The organism is Alkalibacillus sp. S2W, from assembly GCF_046764385.1.
Classification (GTDB): Bacteria; Bacillota; Bacilli; order Bacillales; family Alkalibacillaceae; genus Alkalibacillus; species Alkalibacillus almallahensis.
Genome location: NZ_CP177234.1, coordinates 484806 through 506937, shown reverse-complemented (window position 1 = coordinate 506937; position 22132 = coordinate 484806). Strand labels below are relative to the sequence as shown.

Here is a 22132-nt window from a genome sequence, read left to right as displayed (position 1 = left end):
TTTTTAGTTGCAAACTTCTGTACTTTTATTTTGCATTACACACAAAGCCATTGCTGATGCCACTTTTAAAGCAATCAAAATAGAGTTTGTTAGGGGTCCCCATTTTATTAATCAACAAGAATTTGAATTATCTGGTTTTGTGAACTGGTTCAATCAAATTCGTAACCAATGAAAAGCTTAAATAAAATGATAAATGCTAGCAAATTAACACGGAATTACATATGAAAAATTATTGATACCGATCATGTTTGCAGGACATCATGTATCCTTCAATCGCTTACTTCACTTTATAAAGAGAAATACACTTTGGAGTCAATACCACCTTTCATGCATTCAAAGTAAGACTTCATTGTCACATTATTCCATAAACTACCAAGACTTACATCGGCTGATCCATGCCCTTGTTGCCCATTTTCTTTTGGAATTCAAGATAATACATTTTCACGATGTTGGATTGCTATCCTCTCTGTGGTCTAGTGAAGTAGTCTTTAGCATGTTTACATCCCGCTCTGATTAGTTAATTCGACTACAATACTGATTCGAGGTCATAAAATGTAAAATCCCGAATAAGGGCACTTTCTTTAACAGCATCCTTTATTCGGGGGAGTAGCTCATGTTCTCATGCAACTTAAATACTCTAGCTTCATCTCCTACTAATAATGTGTGATATCTCAACTTACCTTCAGTTTAGCGATAAAGTTAGATACTCTTTGAGCATCCAATAATTTAGTTCCGATCAATTCTCAGTAGTTCTTCACTAGTATTTTTAAACTTTTTACTCACTTTCGCTATCTAACATCCAAACGCGTTTAATTGGTATTTCCTTTTTGATTTCATCACTCAAGTTGTCATAGTGTTCAAAAATCTGTTGAATGACTGTTTTTGAATCCCATAATCGTACTTTAAAAAACTGCTTTGGTATTTCTCTAGCTACCGAACTTTTAAAACCACTCCATGAAACTAGCAATCCAAAATCCGCACCATAATTACTCATGGTACCGATAAGTTGATCCAATATCGGCCGGTCTAAAGGCGTATCGTGAGATTTGACTTGCACACATATTTTAGGGTCACCAAACCCTAAAGTCTCAGAGGCTGCCAAAATATCCACACCTTGGTCTGCACCTTCAGGACTTCGATAAGTTGTAAAACCTTTTGCTTTGAGTAATTCATCAATCAATGTTTCCATTTTATGTCCTTTGAACCTTTGAATAATCCTTTCAGAAATTTGATCATAGATATATTCATCCAAGTCAATTGAAGTTGTTTCTTCATTCTCCTCAACTAACTCTTTAACATTTTTCGTCTTAGGAACATACCAATTATTCATTTTCATCTGTTTTATACGTTCCTCAGCATTGTTTCTGTGGATTTTACAGACTGTCATAAACGCTCCAAATGAATATAGAATATCTTGATCAAATCGATCTCGTGGAATATCTGTTGCAAACCAATTCACATTTCTGTAATGGTAATAAGGACTACCTAACGACTCATCAAAAACATAATTACCAACAACTTCTCCTATATGAATCGTTCGGTTAAATTTAGAAGGTAAGACAATCATGTCACCAAGCTCCATAGCATGCGCTATTGGCCAAATTTGTGATGCCCAGTTAACTGCTGTCTTTTCTTTAGTTAAGTTATAATGTTCAACAAGTGTTTTATAAAGAGTTACTTTTGAATCAACTTTCATTAAGTCGAAATTCAAGTCATCCCAAGTCAAATAAATCCTATTATCTTCTAAAAATTTGTTTTCAAATTCCCCTTGTTTCCCTGCACGAAATAACCAAACTGTCATAGATTCACTTCCCTCGTTTATATCTTAACTTCAAAATAGTGTGAAGATATATTGATAATATTATTCAAACGCACTCTATTTAAGTAAAACGTTCGACATACCATTATAAACTTAAACTAGAAACCACTTCTACTATTCTAAGCGTTCTGTCAATGGCATTAACTCTTCAATTTTTGCTACTATTCGTTTTTGTTCTTCTAATGGAGGTAATGGAATTGGTTTTTCTTTCAGGAATTGAAAGTGTCTACTATATCCTCTCTGCCTCATGTTAATTACATTATAATTTAAAACGTAATATAAAAATTCTGGATCTAATGAAATTGGCATTAATATTTTGGTTCCATCTGCACCTATAACAAAATCAAAGTCTATCAGTTTAAGCGTTTTACTATGGTCACCGAATACAATTACTGAAGAAGGTGCGATTCTTAAAATTCTACTTTCATCATTACAGTACCCTTCAACTGTATTCATTGATTGGCTAACAACAGGAAACTCACCTACTTCTAATATTTCACTACGCTTAATTTGATTCACTTTTTGCCCAAGGCTGTATGTTATCAATTCCAAACTTACCCACTTCCAGCTCTTCGGTATATCAAAAGGTTCGTCTCGTTCTATGATCTCTGGTGATTTCTTTTGTTTTTTGATTTCTCCCTCTTCAACCAATCGCTCTTTCTCTGCTTGAATCTGCTGATATAATTCTTCTGCTGTTCCTTCTTCTTCACGCTGTTCTACAAGTTTTCCTTGAATAGCGTATTGCAAAATCGATTTTTGCATATCTTCAGGGAATTTCTCATTTAATGCAGTAACTTCCTTATAAGCCTTGTCATATTGATCGACGTATGGCATTAATTCCTCTATTTTTGCTACGATTCGTTTTTGTTCTTCGAGAGGTGGAAGCGGTATTACTATAGACCTTAACTTTGATGCCTTTATACCCTTTGCGGTAGTGCCTGTAGATTGATTCCTTAGCTCATACTGAAATGAAGGAGATTGAATGTAATAACAAATCAATTGATTATCCAATTCGTTTGTTCCATATTTTTGAAAGGTGATGACTCTTTGACCACAACTAGATGTTTCTAGTGTATTTATTGCCACGTTACCCATAGGGGCTTCCGTTGTAAATAGAATGTCTCCTTTCTTTGTAACCCCTCTCGACATGCGATTATAATACTCTTCTTCAGAAATAAATGCGGGCTTTGTAAAGTCTAAGAAACCTTTACGCACGTTTGAAGCTGTGATTAAACTTATACCACTGTCTGTTTTTGAAGGAGTTTTTCCCCTGTAATCTATAAAGTTTAGGATCTCATCAATTCTAACCCACTTCCAACTCTTCGGTATATCAAACGGAATCTCTTCCTCTGTAATCTCTGGTATTTTCTTTTGTTTCTTGACTTCACCGTCTTCAACTAGCTTTTCTTTCTCTTCTTGAATCTGCTGATATAATTCTTCTGCAGTACCCTCTTCGTCACGCTGCTCTACAAGTTTACCTTGAATTGCTTGCTGTAAAATACTGTTCTTTAAATCTTCTCCGTTCAAATTAATCATCTCCAAGTTTAGAAGTAATTTGATCTAATACATGATCAATTTCTGAGTTCAAAGAAGTTCTCTTTTCTTGATATTCCATAATTAAATCCATCGGTTCCAGGATAACTTCTTCTTCGTTAGGGAAACCACATAAATCAATATTGAAACTTTTCTCTTTTAATTCTTGAACAGTATATTTTTTCGCTTTCGGATGGCCATCTACTTCAATTTCCTCTCGGTTGTTCCACCATTTAAGAGAATCTTCGAAATGCTCAAACTTCATTGGTCGTGTCTTCGAGAAGTTCTTATATCCTTCTGGCATATCCAAACGGTAAAACCAAGTTTCTTCAGTCGGTTCTGTATTTTCAAAGAAAATAATATTCGTGTGGATTGATGTATATGGTGCAAATACACTATGAGGCATTCTTACAACCGTATGTACATTGTATTCGCTAAATAGCTTTTTCTTAATATTAAACTTAGCATTATCTGTTCCGAATAAAAAGCCATCTGGAATAATTACGGCTGCTCGCCCCTGCTTTTTCAAACGATACATAATCACATTCATGAAAAGGTCTGCCGTTTCAGAGCTTTGTAGTTCACTCGGAAAATTATTTTTTACGCTTTCTTTCTCACTTCCACCATATGGAGGATTCATTAAAATTAAATCAAAATGTTCCATTTTACGAAGGTCTTTATAATCCGAATCTAAGGCATTGTCATGCATAATCTCAGGGTTATCAATATCATGAATTAGCATATTTGTTGCGCATAACATGTGCGGCAATGATTTCTTTTCTATACCGACAACGGATTTATTATAAAGTTCTCGATTTTCTAGGGAATTGCCTACCTGTTTATCTAGAACATCCAATGCCGAAGTTAAGAAGCCACCTGTCCCACATGCAAAGTCCGCAATTCTATCACCTAACTCAGGATAAGTTACTTCGACCATGAAATCAGTCACAGCACGTGGTGTATAAAATTCACCCGCATTACCAGCACTTTGTAAATCTTTTAAGAATGACTCATAAATTGCTCCAAACTCGTTTCGTTCTTTGTATTCTGTGAAATCAATTTCATCAATGATATTGACTACCTGACGCAGAAGAATTCCATCTTTTTGATAGTTGTTCACATCTTCAAAAGCGTACTTCACTATAACTTGACTCATAGGTGTGTGTTCATCAATCTCAAGGTTTTTTAAAGCTGGAAATAGCTCATTGTTCACAAAGTCAAGGAGGGCATCTCCTGTTAATGCATCTCCATCCTTTTTATCAACTGCCCAGTCACGCCATTTCAAACCTTCAGGTATAATCGATTTGTAGTTGTCATCGTATAATTCCCAAACCTCTTCTTTCGCATCATAAATTTTTAAGAAGAGGATCCATACGATCTGCTCGATACGTTGGGCATCTCCATTTACGCCTGAATCATTTCGCATGACATCTTGGATTCGTTTCACAAAGTTGCTTATTGTCATTGTTCATTCCCTCTTTCACATTATTGTGCGTCATATATTTCATTCTCGAGTTCTTTGACAGCTTTTTTGTAGCCTGATTTGCCTCCAAATTCGTTCACAATCTTCAATGGACTTCCTATTTTCGCAAACTCTTTTAATTGAAGAACTTTGGTATCTTCAATTTCTTTTATACCATCATCAGCATACTTATCCAACAGCGCTTCTAGAACATATTGAGCTGTTTCTGAGTACTCATAAATGTAGCCTTTTTTCTTTACATTCTCCGCCCGTTCTTGTTTTGTCAATGGTGGTTTATCATAAGCCAAATGACAAATTAAATCAAAGTCATCTAAGCCTGGCTGCCCCAGTTCTTCCCTTACCGCATCTAGAAGCACACCGCCATCTTGAAGTTCATCAATAATGGCCTGTTTTTTGTCAGCATTCGTCCATGAGCGAAGAAAATCATCCAAGTTTGCATACTGTTCCAGGATATTTTTCTTTGTGTAGTCCACAAGGCTTTCAGTTATAAGTTTACCATCCTTATCAAGGTATTGAACCCGTTCAGACAGGACCTCAACCTTAACGTCACCGACAAAATATTTCTTAGGTTCTTCATCATCGTCCTCAAAGAAACCAGTATCTTCTGTACCTCCTTCAAAATCTCCACCATCATTAGTCGTGTGGTCGGGAGGCGTATCTTCCGATTCATCTTCTTCACTTACGCCCGGCTCACTCATTTCGTCTTCATTAGAAACATCTTGGACAGCTTCTGGAGTACCATCAAATGCGGGATCAGCAAATAGTCGACTCGCATTGCGGAAATCCAAAATACTAAAATGGGTTTTCCCGTATTCTTCTAACAGCCGTGTTCCACGTCCGATGATTTGTTTGAATTCAGTCATGCTACTAATGCTATTATCGAGTGCAATTACGCGGCACATTTTTGCATCTACTCCAGTAGTCATTAACTTACTTGTCACTGCAATAACTGGGTAGGTGCTTTCTTCATCAATAAAGTTATCAAGCTGAGATTTCCCTTCGGCATTGTCGCCAGTAATTCGCATGATGTATCGGGAATCTTTTGTATATAAATCTTTATTTTCATTAATGAGAGCCTGCCTCATTCTTTCAGCATGCTCAATGTCTACACAAAAGACAATGGTTTTACTGTATCGATCCGTCTTTTTCAGGAATTCAGTAATTTTTTTAGCAACAACTTTTGTCCGATCCTCTATGACGAGTTGTCTATCATAGTCTTTTACGTTATATTCACGATCTTCAATTTCAAATCCATACTTATCCTGCTTGCCACTTTCAGGGCGGTATCCCTCCAAGTCACGATCAAGTCCAACACGAATGACTTTATATGGCGCAAGAAATCCATCATCAATACCTTGTTTCAGTGAATACTCATAAATCGGTTCACCAAAATAAGACACACTAGACGCCTCGTTTGTTTCAACAGGGGTTGCTGTACACCCAATATGCGTGGCATTTGAGAAGTAATCAAGAAGTTTACGCCAATTAGAATCTTCTTTGGCGCTGCCTCGGTGGCACTCGTCAATCACAATCAAATCAAAGAAATTAGGCTGGAATTGACGGAACGCTTCTTCCCCATCGTCTCCAGATAATTGTTGGTACAACCCAAGATAAATCTCATAGGAGCTGTCTAGCTGTTTATTCGTGATTTTTGTCATCTTATTCTGAAACGGTTTAAAATCCCCAGTCATGGTTTGATCCACTAGTACATTACGATCTGCAACAAAGAGGATTTTCTTTTTAATTCCTGCTTTCCAAAGCCTGTAGATCATTTGAAAAGTCATAAACGTTTTTCCTGTTCCAGTAGCACTAACAAGCAATACACGATCCTGTCCTTTTGCAACTGCATCTACAGTTCGATTAATAGCGACACGTTGATAATAACGTGGCGTCTTATAATTCCGATCGTAATAATACGGTTCAAGAAGTGCCTTCTCTTCCGTTTCACTCAACCCTTTATCATACCGATACCTATTATACAACTCATCAGGAGATGGGAACTCATCGAGCATCAACTCCCTTACTTCTCCTGTAATCAAATTCTGTTCCACAAACGCATCACCATTGGAAGAATAAACATAAGGTACATCGAGTATCTCCGCATAGTCGATACCTTGTTGCAGACCACTACCTATAGAGTGATTGTTATCTTTTGCCTCTATAATCGCAAGCGGGAAATTGTTTTTATAAAAAAGTACATAGTCTGCTCTTTTTGGTTTTCCTCTGGCTGTCAAATTTCCACGAAGAATAATACGTCCTGCTGTAAATGAATATTCAAAACGAATCTGTTTTTGAAGATCCCACCCTGACTGTGTGACTGCTGGTGTGATATACCTCGCTTTAATGTCCTCTTCAGACAATTGACTCTTCCCCATGAATTCAGCCCCTTTCATTATACTTTAAATAATGTCATTCATATTTAAACTCCATAATATTACCAATATTGCATTCAAGACATTTACAAATTTTATATAAACTCTCCAGGCTCACCGATTCCCCTTTTCCGAGGCGAGCGATAACGTTATAAGTTATTCCAGCTTGATCTTTCAAATCAGTTTTATTCATTTTTCTATCAATTAATAGTTTCCAAAGCTTATCATAGCTAATAACCATAATTCACACACCTCTATTATGTAAATTTAAGTCAATAATATCGTATCACACTACTAAATGAAACAAAAAGAAAACCTTACAATATCGCAAGGTTTTCATATGGATGAAAAAGATTCTACAATATAAGAATATATAAATATTCTATTCGCTTACCAAAGCTCAACTTAGCACGAATCCGTAATAATAGATGGTGATGAAACTTTTAAAAGACAGAGTTAAGTTCAAAACAAAAGGAGACAAAGCACATAGCTTTGTCTCCCAGAATTTCATTTATCAGATTAAATGTCATTTTATTTCTTCTTAAAACATATCAGAGTCAAATTGAAAACCATTCACCATTTCAAGAAAACTATCATATGATAATTGTTCTGTGTCTGTAATACTGGAAACCTGCTTCGACATGAGATCGATTGAATTCCCTAACATATAACTTACTAGAACTCGCTTCTTTTCCCAACGATAGTTTGATCTAGCGTAAGCCTCCAGCTTGTGTAACTGAGACAAATCAGTGAAGCTCATATCAACGAAGTATTTTTCTTCTCCGTTGTGGCGAATTAGATAAGGAAAAGACTGTTTGGCTGATCCACCTTCCTTTTCTGTTGACACTACTTCAAAATTGATATGTTTCCCTAACTCTCTCACCCAATCTAATTCTTTTGGGAAAGCACTAAAAATTGGAACACCTAAATGCGAGGGTATTAATTTAACCTTACCTCCTGTATGCAAACCCTTCTTCAAACCTAATTCAACAAACTTATTGAAGGAGTTCTTTCCTTTGGTAAAAATAATCGCGTTTGGTATTGAGCTAGCTTGTGTTACTATCTCACTTTGAATACGGCCAATGGTTCTAACGTCCGTGTTTCGCTCGAATACATAGACTGCGTAATTCTCTTTGTCAGGTGAAGTCAATTCTCCTAAAATATTTGAACGTTTGTCCAAATTATATTTAAACTTAACATCTCGACTGTTAAGCGACTGCCAACCCTCTTCTTCTAAATAGAGCAGAATGTCATTCGTTTGAACAATGTACCTCACTTGAAACTCTTGAAAATGAGGTTTCCTAGGTTCGTATTCAAACTCTTTACCATTCGCAAAAAGAATCTCAATCCCACTTTCAGTAATCGTGTGGTAAGGATACCCTTTCTTACCTTCTCTACTCCCCTTAACCGAACCTGTTTTAATGTATCCACTTTTGCGTAATCTAGATAACACGTTATTAACATTGTTGCCTTTGCCACCAAAATATTTATCCCTTATTTGATTTGTCGTTAACGCTCGAAATTTAACTAAGTCACACAAAATGGCTAGACGTCTCTTATCTAGCTTATCATGATAATCTACCACCATATCTTTAAAAATGTCCATATTTTATCACCTCGATTATCGTTTTATAATGTTAAAATCGACTGTTCGAGAAAGGCAGCTTGCACAAAGGGTTTTGCAACTACCTTCCTCTCACTTATTGAATTTCACCCGTCTTATTTTTTCGGTAGATTCAAACCTTTAAACCTTGATATGAAAGGGTTTCGAATCGAATTGCAAGACTTAAAATCCCCTTTAATTTCACTGTTAGTCAGGAGTCACGATACACAACTCTTTTTAACGGTGTTTTTAAATACTATTTTAAGTCTATTTTTAATATCAATCGCCGAAAAATTTGAGCGTTTCCTCCCTCTTTCTTTTAATGTTTGAATAGGGTTGAATATTCGTTTCTTCAGCCATTACATCATTAAGATTTTCAATGTTTGTATTCTGCATAAAGTTTAAAAACTTATCATGTGGAACAACGACAACTTCAATATAGTTTTTAGTGTCTTGTCTACCGTAAACAGTGATTGAACACTCGCTCCATGTATCATCCGTAATAACATTAAGGTGCTTCACGGTGTCTATAACGGGCTTATAGTAATAATTATCGAGATCACGTGGTTTGAGATCGGTGAAAGAATGAATAATAATAAGCATTGCCTTACTAAATACAGGGTGACTTTCACTGTATTCGCCAAAGAAGTCATATTGTTTATTCGTTTCTTTTATCAAAAGTTCTCTTAGTTCTGCTCTGCTTGTAACATCGAGGGTGTCTTTATAAGTCTTCCTGTCCGAAGTTCTGTGTAAGGCTTTTGAGTAGTCCCCGTAATACCTGAAGTGGTAATACGGTATCACAACCCCATCAACTTCCAGCGTTTCTTGTGGTTGAATAAGCTTACCTCCTTAACAAAAATGTAAACAGTCATACATGCTGTCACATCAAGATTTTTGCATTAACACTATTTAAAATTGTTTACATAAATGATCAAACTCATTGAAAATGTAAACATTTAATTATAAAAAAGCTTATAGTACCTGACATGACAAGTTTTTGAGTGTAAACAATCAGTGTAAACACTTTTTAAACATTTATAAGCTGATTGACTGTCATGCCAGGCATTATAAATGTATACATTAAAGCATAGAATGAAAGTATAGAAGTATAAGCTCTTATACTACATCCTAATAAAGCATTTAACACTAATAAAATTGAACTTCAATTTTATTAGTGTTAAAATAATACCAAAGTTTATCGTACAATAAACTTCATGGCCTCATTTCGAGGCAACTTCAGAATTTCTGGATGGATTTGCACTGTTATTGCTCTTCCATCCCTTTTTATTAGAATTAAGTTATGATCTTCGAGAACTTCCAACAACTTAATTCTTTCATCCTTCCGATACTTTCTAACGTAATTGTTCATTACCGTAGAACTGACTAGACCTTTCTCCAAAGTCCCAGTCCCTTCTAAATCTAGTAAGCGTGAAAATAAATAACTCAGATCACTCTGTAGCACGTTACTCGAAAGCATTTTGAATGCTTTTCGGAAATTCTTGGAGTAATGTTGATAAAGTTTTAAAGCTTTTATTAAATCTTCATGTTCTAGCTTTAAATCGTTTAAGTTATCACCTTGAAATTTTGTTGCAATTGCTAAAAGTGTAACTACCTTCATTATGTTACCAAAAGCTTTCTCCTCCCACTCTCGGACCATTTCACTTAAATCCTCGTTGTCTCTTTCTGTTTTTACTTGTTGTTTAACTTGATGATAGAAAGACTTAACATCTTCACTAACTTCTACTTCAGTCGGCTTATTTTCTACGCTTAAGTGAAACAATTTTAATAGATTTGATTCAAAATTATCCTTTATCACTTCCTTTTCAGCTGAGCTTAAGTTTAGTTTAGGGAAATTTTTAGATTCAGATTTGCTTTCAATGTTGGTTAATAAAAATCGTTGAATTAAGCCACGATCTGCAAATCCACGCATGCTTGATATCACTGATGGTTGGGTGAATAAGTTCAAATTCAATAATGGTTTAAATAAAATCGTTCCCTCTCTAGTCTTTCGAAATGATGTTGCATTATTTCCTTCCCAGGCTTTAAGCAATAAATCCATACTTTTATTGTTGTATCGCCCCGATATATGGTCTACCAATTCACTGGCTTCCCCTGTCACAACTGAAATTGAACCATCATTACGTTCAATCATTTCACCTAATTTCTCTTGAGTTATATCCCCACCAATCAAAAAGTGCTTATATTCTAATAAGCTTTCTAAATTAGAAATCTTTTCTTTTAACTCTTCTAACTTTTCTTCATTATCTTCTTGATTCTTATCAGACCCATTAGTTTTTTTTAGTAATCGCTCGTATTGATATCGAAACATGTCTAATCTCGATTGAATTTGAGGTACTTTTTGTTTATGAAGAGCTTGTTCTTGCTCATCTAAATCATAAATTGGTTCAAAAACCTTTTGAATGACTGCGTCCTTTTTAGAACCAGGCGGCGCTCCAAGTAAAATGTAGAGATTAAGGTCTAATTTCCAGTCTGTATCTTTACTATAAAAAACAAATTTTTTCAGTAAAGATGTCGCTAACGCTGACAATGCTGCATTTGAAACTAAATCTACACTCGTCTCGAATTCTTCTGAAATCATCTCAACATAATTTTTAATCCAATTAGGAAACACTTCAGTTGGAAAACCCGATATGTCATGGTTTTCAACTTTAATTGGATCTTCTGAAAATTTACCCATTTTTATCCCTTCCTTCTTATTAAGAACTTAACGAGAATTTAAGTTCTTAATTTAATTGCTTGCATGGCCTGACTTCAAAGCTAATTAAGACAATTAAGAACCATGCCCCTTACATTGGTGAAACATCACGTTGGTTAGTTAACCATTGTAAGAAGTCTTCCTTCAAAACACGTTTGCTGTACCCAATGCTGATTACAGGAATACCTCCTTCCTCATTAGAGGTATTCATTAGTTCATACACTTTCTTTCGTGAGATGCCCAATAAATCAGAAATGTCTTGGGCAGTCATAATTACCTGTACTTCTTTCAAATCCATTTTGTTTCACTCCTTTCTATATTTTGATTATATTATAACCACAAATAATAGATGTTGCAAATATTTTTGATAAATTGTATAATCAGAGTACAAAATATTGATTAAGGAGTTTTATATTATGGACTTGAATTTTTTTGGGAATTTTCTTTGCGAAAGAAGGAAAGAAAAAGGTTTTTCTAGTCAAAGGAAGATGGCAGAAGCACTAAATGTAAGTCACGCCACATTAGCGAGAGCAGAAGAAGGATCGCACATACCAAGAAATGAAACACTATATAAAATCGCAGCTCTATTCGATATGAGGTATGATGAGTTTTTAGTTACTAGCAAATTACTTAACACAGGCAAAGCAGAACTCATCGATACAAAAATTAACAACATTATTAAATATAACTTAGTAGAAAAATCATTTAGATGCTTGTTGTTGTTAATAACTGATGAAAAGTATGAAAACGGCTGGGTAATTCATGATCCAATAAAAATAGAGAATTTAACAAAAAATGATAGTACAAATGAAGACACAGAAACCTTATTTATCGAAAATTTAATTAAGCATTATATAGATGAAAAAAATAGCTATCAAATTAAACAATTTCATTTAATCTTTGAACTAATCTCAAATTCCAAAATTAAAAAGAACACTTTTGTTTTATCGGATATGTCTGATAGAGAATTTCCAAAATACTTAGTTTCTGGTTTTATGGAGATAGAGGATCCTGTTAAAGTTGTAAATTTTGAAAATGAATATTTAAGTAAGAATACATCATTTGAAGAAGTAGTGGATGCAATTCGTGTGACTGACGACCGTTTCATCAGATTTCAAATTAGCAAAGAAGATCTCCTCTTTATTAGAAGGACAAATGTTTTTCAAGCATCTGGATTACTTGTTTACAAGGATTTAACAACAGAAGAATATAATCTATATAAATCAATCAAATCCGACAATAGGATTCTTATATTAGATAAAAACTTTGAGATAGTTGAAGAAAAAAGGATTAACGAAGACATTTCTATACAGAATCATGACTTTATCGGAGAAGTGTTTGAGCTTCGGAGGGGATTTAACGAATCAGAGGGTTTATATAATTACACTAATAGTTTCTAATATTTTTGTTTAGAAACTCTATTTGAAGTAGTCAATTCAGTCACACAAGTAAATTTAATGGTATTCAACCAATTTGAGGGCTAAAATTTTATAGGGAGGTCTTAAATGTTCAGCGAAGGTTCAATTTACAAACCTAATTGCAAATGCAACGGAAAATGTAGATGTAATGCAACGTGGTACTATCATTTTAATGAATCAACTTTTGATCCAGTAAAAGGAGATTACCCACAATATAAAAAAGGCGGTTTTAAGACTAAAAAAGAGGCCTACAACGCAAAAGAAAATCTAAAGCAACAATTACTTGAAGAAAAGAATTTAAACAGAAACATTACCTTCAGTGAGTTGGCTGATAAGTGGTTCAAACATTATAAGTATTCTAATGATGTAAAAATGAGTACTATTAGAATCAGAGGGAAAGAGCTCAACATTTTAAAGAACTACTTAGAAAATGTAAAAGTATCAAATATAAACTCTAAAATGTTTCAGTCCATTTTAGATAAGTTAATTTATGAACAAAATTACGCCTTTAACACAATTGCTGGTGTTAATACTACTGCTACCATGATATTCAAATACGCCTACCATGAAGATTTTATATCTGTCATTCCCAATGAAAACACCAGAATTCCTAAAAAACGTAAGACTGTCGAAGAACTTAAGGACCATATAGATGTTCCAAACTATATGGAGAAACAAGAACTTAAACAATTTTTATCAACAGCAAAAGAAATAGGATTAGAACATGACTATCAAATTTTTCTATTATTAAGCTACACTGGCATGAGAAGTTCAGAGCTTCAGGCTTTAACTTGGGGTGACATTTTCTTTGATAACAACACCATTAGAGTTTTTAAACAAATCTATAATCCCAATAATAATAAAAAGAAGTATGATATTGTAACAACGAAAAATGATATTGCCCGTATAATTGATGTAGACCATAAAGTGATGGAAGAGTTTCAACGTTTTAAATCATTCAAAGAATCAGTGTCTAATTATGTTGGTCCTAATGATTTTATATTTACTAATGAACTCGATAACCCGTACACATTCGTATCAAAAAGAATAGGTGATCGTATGGACAGAGTAACAAAGCATATCCAAGAAAATATCAATCAAAACTTCACCAGATTAACACCTCATGCTTTAAGGCATACTCATATATCCCTATTGGCTGAAGCTGAGGTTCCATTAGAACATATTATGGACCGTGTAGGACATCAAGACTCACAAACGACTAAGAAGATTTATTTACATGTAACACAATCGGGTAAAGATAAGTCTGCTCAAAAATTCAGTGAGCTTATGGCTAATCTATAACGCATTTATTAGAAACAACCTTCAGTTTAGGAATCATCTCCACAAATACATTACTAAATAAACAGCCCCTTAATTCTAAAATAGAAATAAGGGGCTGTTTACATTTAAAGCAACTAATCTTTAGGATTTCTTACTTTTTTCTTACTTTTTTCTTACTTTTGCTTACTTATTAGGTTATAAACCTCGATTTGTAAGGGTTTAGTTGACTTCCTTACATCATGCCTGGCATGCCGCCACCCATGCCGCTCATGTCTGGTGCGCCGCCACCGTCATTCTCGCTTGGAATGTCAGCGACTACCGCTTCAGTCGATAGGAACATTGCGGCTACGGATGATGCGTTTTGTAGGGCTGAACGGGTTACTTTCGTTGGATCTACGACGCCGTTATCAACCATGTTCATCCATTCGCCTGATGCTGCGTTGAATCCAACGCCAACTTCTTGGCCTTTCAGACGTTCAACCACGATTGAACCTTCTAGACCTGCGTTGTGTGCAATTTGGCGAACTGGTTCTTCTAGTGCACGAAGTACGATGCTTGCGCCAGTTGCTTCGTCACCTTCTAAGTCAAGATCAGCGACTTTGCTGTGGATGTTGACAAAGGCTGTTCCACCACCGGCTACGATGCCTTCTTCAACAGCTGCACGCGTTGAGTTAAGCGCGTCTTCAATGCGTAGTTTCTTCTCTTTCATTTCTGTTTCGGTTGCAGAGCCGACTTTAACGACTGCAACACCGCCTGCTAGTTTTGCTAAGCGTTCTTGTAGTTTTTCTTTATCGAAATCAGATGTTGTTTCTTCTAATTGAGCACGTAGTTGGTTAACGCGACCTGCTAGTTTGTCATTATCACCAGCACCTTCAACGATTGTCGTATTGTCTTTCGTAATAACGACTTTCGAAGCACGACCTAATTGATCGATGGTTGCACTCTTCAGATCGAAACCTAAGTCTTCTGTGATCACTTCTGCGCCTGTAAGAGTTGCAATGTCTTCAAGCATTGCTTTACGGCGATCACCGAAGCCTGGTGCTTTCACAGCAACCGCATTGAATGTGCCACGTAGTTTGTTCACGACTAATGTCGCAAGTGCTTCACCTTCAACGTCATCTGCAATGATGAGTACTGGCTTGCTTTGTTGAACCACTTGTTCTAAGACTGGAAGTACTTCTTGAATGTTTTGGATTTTCTTATCTGTAATGAGGATGTACGGATCTTCTAATTCCGCTTCCATTTTATCTTGATCAGTCACCATGTAAGGAGATGCATAACCGCGATCGAACTGCATACCTTCAACGACTTCTAGTTCTGTGTTGAAGCCTTTAGATTCTTCGATTGTAATGACACCGTCGTTACCCACACGTTCCATTGCTTCAGCAATAAGTGAACCGACTTCTTCGTCACTAGCTGAAATCGAAGCAACTTGTGAAATCGACTCGCGACCTTCGATTGGGTTTGAAATTTTCGCTAGTTCAGCCGTTGCTAGTTCAGTCGCTTTTTCGATACCACGACGAATGCCAACTGGGTTCGCACCTGATGTTACGTTTTTCAGACCTTCACGAATCATCGCTTGTGCAAGAACGGTCGCAGTTGTTGTACCGTCACCTGCGATTTCGTTTGTTTTCGAAGCTACTTCTGAAACGAGCTGTGCACCCATGTTTTCGAAGTGATCTTCTAATTCGATTTCTTTAGCAATTGTGACACCATCGTTAGTAATAAGTGGTGAACCGAATTGTTTATCAAGTACAACATTACGTCCTTTTGGCCCTAATGTCACTTTCACAGCGTTTGCTAATGTATCAACACCGTTAAGCATTGAGTTACGTGCGTTTTCACTAAACTTAATTTCTTTAGCCATGATCATAACCTCCTTAAAATTTTACCGATTCGAGCGTTTGCTTTATTGAACGACTGCTAGAATGTCGTTTTCGCGTAAAACTAAGTATTCTTTGCCGTCTTTTTCGATTTCAGTTCCAGCAAATTTAGAATAGACAACGCGGTCTCCTTCGCTAATTTCTAGCGCAATTTTTTCGCCGTTATCTGTTACGCGGCCAGAGCCGACAGCAACAACTTTACCTTCTTGTGGTTTCTCCTTAGCTGAGTCTGGTAGGACAATGCCCCCTGCTGTTGTTGATTCTTCCTCAACTAATTCGACAATCACGCGATCTCCTATTGGTTTTAACATGATCAAGACCTCCTCTTAATTGAAATGTTAAATCAGTTTATTAGCACTCGGGTTAGTCGAGTGCTAAATCCACTTCTTATAATAAGCAATCACAAAAAATTTTGCAAGTGAAAACATTAAAATTTTTGTTTCTAAGTATTAATTAGTATAGAATAACGTTTAGATAGATTGTGATTTATAGAAAAAGCGAGAAAGGGACGATGATTTTGCCAAGACGTTATTGGGGAATACTAATTATATACATTGCAGCTCAACTGCTACCAGGTGTTATTTTAGGGGTAATATACCATCCTAAACTTCCACCTCAAGATGTGGGTGTACTTTGGACGATTGTAAGTTTAGCACTTGCGACAGTTTGGATTTTCACTTTATTACGAAAAGATATGGCGGAACTTAATCACCGGAGTGGGCTTTCAACTGGTGAGATTGTCAAATGGTCAATTATTGGTGTATTCTTAGCTTACGGTACACAAATTGTTGCAAACTTGATCAATATTTATGTACTTGGAATTGATCAAGGCTCACAAAATACCCAGGAAATTATCCAAATTATCGAAGCGAATATGTGGTTTATTCTATTACCGATTGTATTCGCACCAATCTTGGAAGAGATTATTTTCCGTAAGATTATATTCGGCGAAATTTATAAACGGACAAACTTTATCATTGCCGGTCTATTATCAGCCTTAATTTTCGCGGCGTTGCATATGGACTTTACGTTTATCTTAACGTATACAGCGATGGGCTTTGCCTTTGCGTATTTATATGTCAAAACGAAACGCATTATAGTACCGATTATTGCGCATATGGCGATGAACGCATTTGTCGTCATCATTCAGTTAAGTGTGGATATTGAAGACCTTGAACGACAACTAGAAGATATGGAAAATGCATTAATGATTTTCTTTGGAGGATAAGACATGAAGATTTCACCGACAGTTTTAGCTTGGATTTATGTATTAATGGGCGTTTTATTTATCTATTTAGCAGTAGAAACAGCCGAAACAACGATTTGGAATTTCGGAACCATCGTCTTCGCTGTTATTGCAGCGGTTGACTTTGGTGTTGCGATTCGCCTTTTCACAGTCAATCAAGCTATGAAGAAAAGTAAATAAAATTTCAACCGTCATGTTCTTGTTACATGACGGTTTTTTAATGGATAAGCTCGCATATTTCATCTTTTCTATTCATATATTTTATCAACCTAACACGTCCTATTAATCTAAATTTTCGAAATACTATTGTCGAAATAACTGTTTTTATATATGATGTTGTTATAGGTTGTAAATTTAATTATAGGGAGGAATACGATGCAAGAGCAAGTGATTAGCTTTTTAGAAGCTATAAGTGACTTCGTCTGGGGACCCTGGACGCTCACCTTATTGGTTGGGACAGGGGTTTTCCTAACGTTTCGTCTCGGTTTCTTACAGTTCAAGACATTACCTTATGCATTGAAATTATCTTTTAGTCCTAAAAAGCAAGACAAGAAATCAGAAGGTGATATTTCACACTTTCAATCATTAACGACGGCACTTGCGGCGACCATTGGTACCGGTAATATAGCCGGGGTTGCCACAGCTGTTGTCGCTGGTGGTCCTGGTGCCGTTCTATGGATGTGGATCTCCGCCTTATTCGGTATGGCAACAAAATATGCAGAAGCGATTTTAGCCGTTAAATACCGTGTGAAAGATCCAAATGGTAATATGTCTGGTGGACCGATGTATTACATTGAAAAGGGTCTCAACATGAAATGGCTTGCGGTCTTATTTGCAATTTTCGGTTCAGTAGCTGCTTTTGGTATCGGGAATATGGTTCAATCTAACTCTGTTTCAGATGCATTGGACACAACATTTGATGTACCATTTGTTGTAACTGGGGTTGTGTTAACAGCCTTAGCCGCTCTAGTTATATTAGGCGGTATTAAGAGCATCGGGCGTGTTACAGCTTATGTCGTGCCATTCATGGCTTTATTTTACGTCCTTGGTGGATTGATCATCTTATTCTCTAATTTAAGCATGGCAGGTGAAGCTGTTGCGCTTATTTTCACAGATGCCTTTACAGGGCAAGCTGTAGCAGGTGGTGCACTCGGTGCTGTTATTCGTTGGGGTGTTGCTCGTGGTGTCTTCTCAAACGAAGCTGGTCTTGGTTCAGCACCTATTGCAGCAGCTGCTGCACGCACAGATTATCCAGGTCGACAAGCGTTAGTATCTATGACACAAGTATTTATTGATACGATTGTTGTATGTTCGATCACAGGTATTACGATTGTCATGGCTGATATGTATGTCGACGGAGAAAGAGGTGCTAGTTTAACCTCACAATCTTTTGAAGCTTTCTTAGGTCCAACAGGTTCAATGATTGTATCGCTTGGCCTCGTCTTTTTCGCATTCTCGACCATTCTTGGTTGGTCTTATTACGGCGAGAAATGTTTCGGCTATTTAACGAAACATAAAGGCTTAAATATTTATCGCGCTGCGTTTATCTTGCTCATCTTCCTCGGAGCAATCGTTAAAATCGATATTGTTTGGGCGTTCGCTGACGTTATGAACGGTCTAATGGCAGTACCGAACTTAATCGGTCTCCTACTCCTCTCGGGTGTTGTTGTAAATGAGACTCGGAGATTTATTAAAGTTAGACAGGAAGAAGAGGCAAACGAACAATCATAAATTTTGGAAGGCGCTGATTCGTCAGCGCCTTTTTTATTTACTAACAAAAAAGAAGCCTTCTTTATTACGAAGGCTTCCATTATAATGAATCACTCTGCTGTGGTTGCGTCACTTTGTACAAGTGTTGCTTCAAAATTAAAAGGCGTTGTGTCATTTTTAAGTTTGCTTGATTCAAATTTGAGAAGTTTTGACTCACATTTCGGTAGTCTTGACTCAACTCTCCACTCACAAATTAACAGGCTCTATACAGCTAGGATCATTGTTCTTCGGATTATTCACATAAGTGCTCACGACGTCGTACGTCAGCGGTAAATCTTGTTGAGTATAGAGCCAATCCTTCATGTCACTAGCATTTTGCGGTGCAAAATTGATCCACTCTTGCTCTTGATCAGCTCGCAACATAACAGGCATGCGGTGATGGATCTCAGCCATATCATCGTTTGCTTCCTTCGTTAAGATGGTGCACGTTACTTTTTCTCCCGCTTCAGTCTGCCAGCGATCCCACAATCCAGCAAAGGTGAATAGTTCCTGATCAGGTGAGTAAATGCGAACGGGTTGCTTCTCCCCATCAATTTTCATCCACTCATAAAAACTATCCGCTACAATTAAACAGCGTCGTTTTACTAATAACTTTTTGTAACTCGGTTTTTGATCAGCAGTTTCTAGGCGGGCATTAATCATATTGTGGCGCATGGACTCGTCTTTTGCCCATGAGGGAATAAGCCCCCAGCTCATCTGTCCGATTCGATTTTGTTCACCATCGTTAACCACAGCAATCACATCTTGGGTCGGAGCAACATTATAGCTTGGTTCCCACGCAATCGTTCCGTCTACTTCGAATCGCTTCGCCAACATATCTGGTCCAACTGTTAACGTAAATCGTCCACACATATTAATTTTCCTCCTCATCGACACCTTTCATTTTGTAAGCCGCTGGAATGGCTAGAGCAATAATAATTCCAGCTACGATAAATGCTTCATTTAACGCTTGTAGTGTGGCTTCTTGTGTTGAGAAGTCGTCTAATAACATCATATGACCGCGCCTTATTTCATAATAGACTGAGAAAAATACAATCCCGAGCGACGATGAAAACTGACGGATCAAGTTATTCATCGCTGATCCTTGGGCAACTAAGTTCTCAGGAATTTTGTTCATCCCAGCCGTTGTCGCCGGCATATTTCCGAAACCAAGTCCAGCGCCATGAATTGCCTGAATGACGAAGATGACCCAAACCGCTGTTGATAATTCCACAAAACCATAGGCAAAACTCGCTAATGACAAAATAATTAAGCCTGTTGGAATAACGAGTTTAGGCCCTTTTTTATCAAGGATTTTCCCGCCGACATTCATAAATACACCGCTTAGCAATGAGCTCGGTAAGAAGATTAAACCTGTCGTCACAATTCCGAGCATGAATGCTTCTTGAATCAAATACGGGACTAAGAACAACGTCGAAAATAATCCAATGGAAGCTGCTGATGTGACTAGAATTGAGTAACGATAAGTTTTAATTTTAAAAACACGCAAGTCAAGAAGTGGCTGTTGTTGTCTCAATTCATGACGAATGAACAAGGCAATAAAGGTAATGCCCACAGCGAGCAATAAGCCATTAGTTAGATTAACCAGTCCTTCAATTTCACGTCCTTGACCAAGAACATATAGTACAGGCCCTACACCAAGTGTGACCATTAAGAAGCCGAGCCCGTCGAACTTCAATGACGGATCTGACTCTGTTGGTTTTAAATATTTTGTTGAAAAGAACAGACTTAACAAAGCAAACGGAATATTAAATATGAATAAATAAATCCAGTTCAAGTTTTCGGCGATTAAACCACCAATTGTTGGCCCAATCGCTGGTGCAATCATGACCGAAATGCCATATGTACCAACCGCAAATCCGCGTTCATTTTTCGGAAAGGCATTAAAGATCAGTGCCATCGCATTCGGCAACATTAAACCGCCCGCAATTCCTTGTACAGAACGCGCCATTATAACCATCGTCAACGTTGATGACAGAGCACCAAAAATCGAGCCCACAATAAATAGACATACACCAATTATATAGACTTTTTTACGACCAAAACGGTCACCTAAATAGCCAGTTAACGGCATCGTCATACCCATCGCGATCATAAAGATGGTTAAGATCCAACTAACGCCTACCGCATCGGAATCAAAAATATTCATAAATTCCGGTAAAACTGGATTTAACATGCTATTGTTTAAAATAACCGTAAAGGTTCCGAACAGCACGGCTAATACGACTAGCCATTTATTCGACACGTTCGACATAGTGGTAGCTCCTTTGATTTTTCGTCTCACGAACTATTGTACTGTTTTACTAGGTTAATTGAAAGGTAATACGCTCAGTTTATTGCTCATTTTTTAAGAAATAAATGAGTGACTGTAATTCCACGGATAAATCAATGTGACGGACACGAACATCATCTGGAACAGATAACCGAGCAGGTGTGAAGTTCAAGATCCCTTCAACCCCTATCTCCACCAATCGTTCAGTCACTTCTTCAGCCGCATGCATCGGGACAGTTAAAATCGCAACATTAATATTAGTTTGACTGAGCTCCTTTTCGAGGTCATTCACACTGTAAATCGGCACGCCTCCAATAGTTGTTCCGATTTTATCATCATTTGTATCGAAGGCAATTTCGATTTTGGTATTATTATTTTTAATAAAATTATAGTTAAGCAGAGCCGTGCCTAGATTCCCCACGCCTACCAAGGCAACGTGCGCAATTTCATCTTGGTCGAGGACTTTTCGAAAAACGTAAATCAAATGCTCAATATCATAACCATAGCCTTTACGTCCGAGCTCACCAAAATAAGAAAAATCTTTGCGAATGGTGGCAGAATCGACTTTGACAGCATCACTCAGTTCTTTGGATGAAATGCGTTGTTTCCCTTGTTGTTGCATAGAATTTAAGTGGCGGTAATATAACGGCAAGCGTTTGGCCGTTGCTTTTGGTATTTTTTGATCAACCATCGTTAAGGTATCTCCTTTATAAAAACGATTTAAAATCGTCATGCA

Annotated in this window: 20 protein-coding genes; 6 read left to right on the top strand and 14 right to left on the bottom strand. The window is 36.8% G+C overall.

All coding sequences use genetic code 11. The annotated features are described in order from the left end of the window. The first annotated feature begins 7 nt into the window (after positions 1–7). Positions 8–172, top strand: a complete 165-nt coding sequence (locus tag ACKXGF_RS02795) for an IS3 family transposase (RefSeq protein WP_411954766.1) — start codon at positions 8–10, stop codon at positions 170–172. A 603-nt stretch (positions 173–775) separates the two neighbouring features. Here the strand turns inward: ACKXGF_RS02795 and ACKXGF_RS02790 are convergent. From ACKXGF_RS02790 to ACKXGF_RS02750, 9 genes are all read right to left on the bottom strand, one after another. Next, entirely contained in the window at positions 776–1801 is a 1026-nt protein-coding gene (locus ACKXGF_RS02790) for a restriction endonuclease (RefSeq protein ID WP_411954765.1), read from the bottom strand. A 132-nt stretch (positions 1802–1933) separates the two neighbouring features. After that, the gene (locus ACKXGF_RS02785; protein ID WP_411954764.1) at positions 1934–3346 is read right to left on the bottom strand and encodes a restriction endonuclease subunit S; all 1413 of its coding nucleotides are present in this window, start codon (positions 3344–3346) and stop codon (positions 1934–1936) included. Position 3347: 1 nt separating this feature from the next. Further along, positions 3348–4817 (bottom strand): N-6 DNA methylase, encoded by a 1470-nt coding sequence (locus tag ACKXGF_RS02780; RefSeq protein ID WP_411954763.1) that lies wholly within the window; start codon positions 4815–4817, stop codon positions 3348–3350. Positions 4818–4837: 20 nt separating this feature from the next. Further along, the gene (gene hsdR, locus ACKXGF_RS02775) at positions 4838–7210 is read right to left on the bottom strand and encodes an EcoAI/FtnUII family type I restriction enzme subunit R (protein ID WP_411954762.1); all 2373 of its coding nucleotides are present in this window, start codon (positions 7208–7210) and stop codon (positions 4838–4840) included. A gap of 34 nt (positions 7211–7244) precedes the next feature. Beyond that, positions 7245–7448 (bottom strand): helix-turn-helix domain-containing protein, encoded by a 204-nt coding sequence (locus ACKXGF_RS02770; protein ID WP_411954761.1) that lies wholly within the window; start codon positions 7446–7448, stop codon positions 7245–7247. A 300-nt stretch (positions 7449–7748) separates the two neighbouring features. Continuing rightward, positions 7749–8813, bottom strand: coding sequence for a hypothetical protein (locus ACKXGF_RS02765; protein WP_411954760.1), 1065 nt, complete (start codon positions 8811–8813; stop codon positions 7749–7751). 276 nt (positions 8814–9089) lie between these two features. Beyond that, the gene (locus ACKXGF_RS02760; protein ID WP_411954759.1) at positions 9090–9488 is read right to left on the bottom strand and encodes a hypothetical protein; all 399 of its coding nucleotides are present in this window, start codon (positions 9486–9488) and stop codon (positions 9090–9092) included. A 517-nt stretch (positions 9489–10005) separates the two neighbouring features. After that, on the bottom strand, positions 10006–11508 hold the full coding sequence (locus ACKXGF_RS02755; protein WP_411954758.1) for a DUF3987 domain-containing protein: 1503 nt from the start codon (positions 11506–11508) through the stop codon (positions 10006–10008). A 109-nt stretch (positions 11509–11617) separates the two neighbouring features. Then, the gene (locus ACKXGF_RS02750; RefSeq protein ID WP_411954757.1) at positions 11618–11824 is read right to left on the bottom strand and encodes a helix-turn-helix domain-containing protein; all 207 of its coding nucleotides are present in this window, start codon (positions 11822–11824) and stop codon (positions 11618–11620) included. Between the two features lie 118 nt (positions 11825–11942). Between ACKXGF_RS02750 and ACKXGF_RS02745 the strand changes: the two genes are divergently transcribed. Further along, positions 11943–12926, top strand: coding sequence for a helix-turn-helix domain-containing protein (locus ACKXGF_RS02745; protein ID WP_411954756.1), 984 nt, complete (start codon positions 11943–11945; stop codon positions 12924–12926). A 105-nt stretch (positions 12927–13031) separates the two neighbouring features. Further along, positions 13032–14246, top strand: a complete 1215-nt coding sequence (locus tag ACKXGF_RS02740; protein WP_411954755.1) for a tyrosine-type recombinase/integrase — start codon at positions 13032–13034, stop codon at positions 14244–14246. A 211-nt stretch (positions 14247–14457) separates the two neighbouring features. Here ACKXGF_RS02740 and groL read toward each other — a convergent pair whose 3' ends face one another. Next, positions 14458–16092 (bottom strand): chaperonin GroEL, encoded by a 1635-nt coding sequence (gene groL / locus ACKXGF_RS02735; protein ID WP_167261862.1) that lies wholly within the window; start codon positions 16090–16092, stop codon positions 14458–14460. A gap of 42 nt (positions 16093–16134) precedes the next feature. Then, on the bottom strand, positions 16135–16419 hold the full coding sequence (gene groES / locus ACKXGF_RS02730) for a co-chaperone GroES (protein WP_411954754.1): 285 nt from the start codon (positions 16417–16419) through the stop codon (positions 16135–16137). A gap of 200 nt (positions 16420–16619) precedes the next feature. On the opposite strand from groES, the gene ACKXGF_RS02725 reads away from it, so the two are divergent. The 3 genes from ACKXGF_RS02725 (at position 16620) to ACKXGF_RS02715 (ending at position 19085) form a co-directional block, all read left to right on the top strand. Further along, positions 16620–17336 (top strand): lysostaphin resistance A-like protein, encoded by a 717-nt coding sequence (locus ACKXGF_RS02725; RefSeq protein ID WP_411954753.1) that lies wholly within the window; start codon positions 16620–16622, stop codon positions 17334–17336. Between the two features lie 3 nt (positions 17337–17339). Further along, the gene (locus ACKXGF_RS02720) at positions 17340–17534 is read left to right on the top strand and encodes a YdiK family protein (RefSeq protein ID WP_411954752.1); all 195 of its coding nucleotides are present in this window, start codon (positions 17340–17342) and stop codon (positions 17532–17534) included. 195 nt (positions 17535–17729) lie between these two features. Further along, entirely contained in the window at positions 17730–19085 is a 1356-nt protein-coding gene (locus tag ACKXGF_RS02715) for an alanine/glycine:cation symporter family protein (protein ID WP_411954751.1), read from the top strand. Between the two features lie 225 nt (positions 19086–19310). Here the strand turns inward: ACKXGF_RS02715 and ACKXGF_RS02710 are convergent, their stop codons facing one another. The 3 genes from ACKXGF_RS02710 to ACKXGF_RS02700 all read right to left on the bottom strand — a co-directional run bounded on the left by ACKXGF_RS02710 (position 19311) and on the right by ACKXGF_RS02700 (position 22087). Beyond that, positions 19311–19976, bottom strand: a complete 666-nt coding sequence (locus ACKXGF_RS02710) for an SOS response-associated peptidase (protein WP_411954750.1) — start codon at positions 19974–19976, stop codon at positions 19311–19313. 1 nt (position 19977) lies between these two features. Further along, positions 19978–21378, bottom strand: a complete 1401-nt coding sequence (locus ACKXGF_RS02705) for an MDR family MFS transporter (RefSeq protein ID WP_411954749.1) — start codon at positions 21376–21378, stop codon at positions 19978–19980. Between the two features lie 79 nt (positions 21379–21457). Then, on the bottom strand, positions 21458–22087 hold the full coding sequence (locus tag ACKXGF_RS02700) for a redox-sensing transcriptional repressor Rex (protein ID WP_411954748.1): 630 nt from the start codon (positions 22085–22087) through the stop codon (positions 21458–21460). Positions 22088–22132 lie beyond the last annotated feature (45 nt).

Excerpts from the sequence above, each read along its gene's own strand:
- ACKXGF_RS02720 (WP_411954752.1), top strand. The coding sequence starts at position 17,340 with ATGAAGATTTCACCGACAGTTTTAGCTTGGATTTATGTATTAATGGGC.
- hsdR (WP_411954762.1), bottom strand. The coding sequence starts at position 7,210 with ATGGGGAAGAGTCAATTGTCTGAAGAGGACATTAAAGCGAGGTATATC.
- ACKXGF_RS02715 (WP_411954751.1), top strand. The coding sequence starts at position 17,730 with ATGCAAGAGCAAGTGATTAGCTTTTTAGAAGCTATAAGTGACTTCGTC.
- ACKXGF_RS02705 (WP_411954749.1), bottom strand. The coding sequence starts at position 21,378 with ATGTCGAACGTGTCGAATAAATGGCTAGTCGTATTAGCCGTGCTGTTC.
- groL (WP_167261862.1), bottom strand. The coding sequence starts at position 16,092 with ATGGCTAAAGAAATTAAGTTTAGTGAAAACGCACGTAACTCAATGCTT.
- ACKXGF_RS02745 (WP_411954756.1), top strand. The coding sequence starts at position 11,943 with ATGGACTTGAATTTTTTTGGGAATTTTCTTTGCGAAAGAAGGAAAGAA.
- ACKXGF_RS02780 (WP_411954763.1), bottom strand. The coding sequence starts at position 4,817 with ATGACAATAAGCAACTTTGTGAAACGAATCCAAGATGTCATGCGAAAT.
- ACKXGF_RS02770 (WP_411954761.1), bottom strand. The coding sequence starts at position 7,448 with ATGGTTATTAGCTATGATAAGCTTTGGAAACTATTAATTGATAGAAAA.
- ACKXGF_RS02790 (WP_411954765.1), bottom strand. The coding sequence starts at position 1,801 with ATGACAGTTTGGTTATTTCGTGCAGGGAAACAAGGGGAATTTGAAAAC.
- ACKXGF_RS02700 (WP_411954748.1), bottom strand. The coding sequence starts at position 22,087 with ATGGTTGATCAAAAAATACCAAAAGCAACGGCCAAACGCTTGCCGTTA.
- ACKXGF_RS02710 (WP_411954750.1), bottom strand. The coding sequence starts at position 19,976 with ATGTGTGGACGATTTACGTTAACAGTTGGACCAGATATGTTGGCGAAG.
- ACKXGF_RS02765 (WP_411954760.1), bottom strand. The coding sequence starts at position 8,813 with ATGGACATTTTTAAAGATATGGTGGTAGATTATCATGATAAGCTAGAT.
- groES (WP_411954754.1), bottom strand. The coding sequence starts at position 16,419 with ATGTTAAAACCAATAGGAGATCGCGTGATTGTCGAATTAGTTGAGGAA.
- ACKXGF_RS02740 (WP_411954755.1), top strand. The coding sequence starts at position 13,032 with ATGTTCAGCGAAGGTTCAATTTACAAACCTAATTGCAAATGCAACGGA.
- ACKXGF_RS02725 (WP_411954753.1), top strand. The coding sequence starts at position 16,620 with ATGATTTTGCCAAGACGTTATTGGGGAATACTAATTATATACATTGCA.
- ACKXGF_RS02750 (WP_411954757.1), bottom strand. The coding sequence starts at position 11,824 with ATGGATTTGAAAGAAGTACAGGTAATTATGACTGCCCAAGACATTTCT.
- ACKXGF_RS02755 (WP_411954758.1), bottom strand. The coding sequence starts at position 11,508 with ATGGGTAAATTTTCAGAAGATCCAATTAAAGTTGAAAACCATGACATA.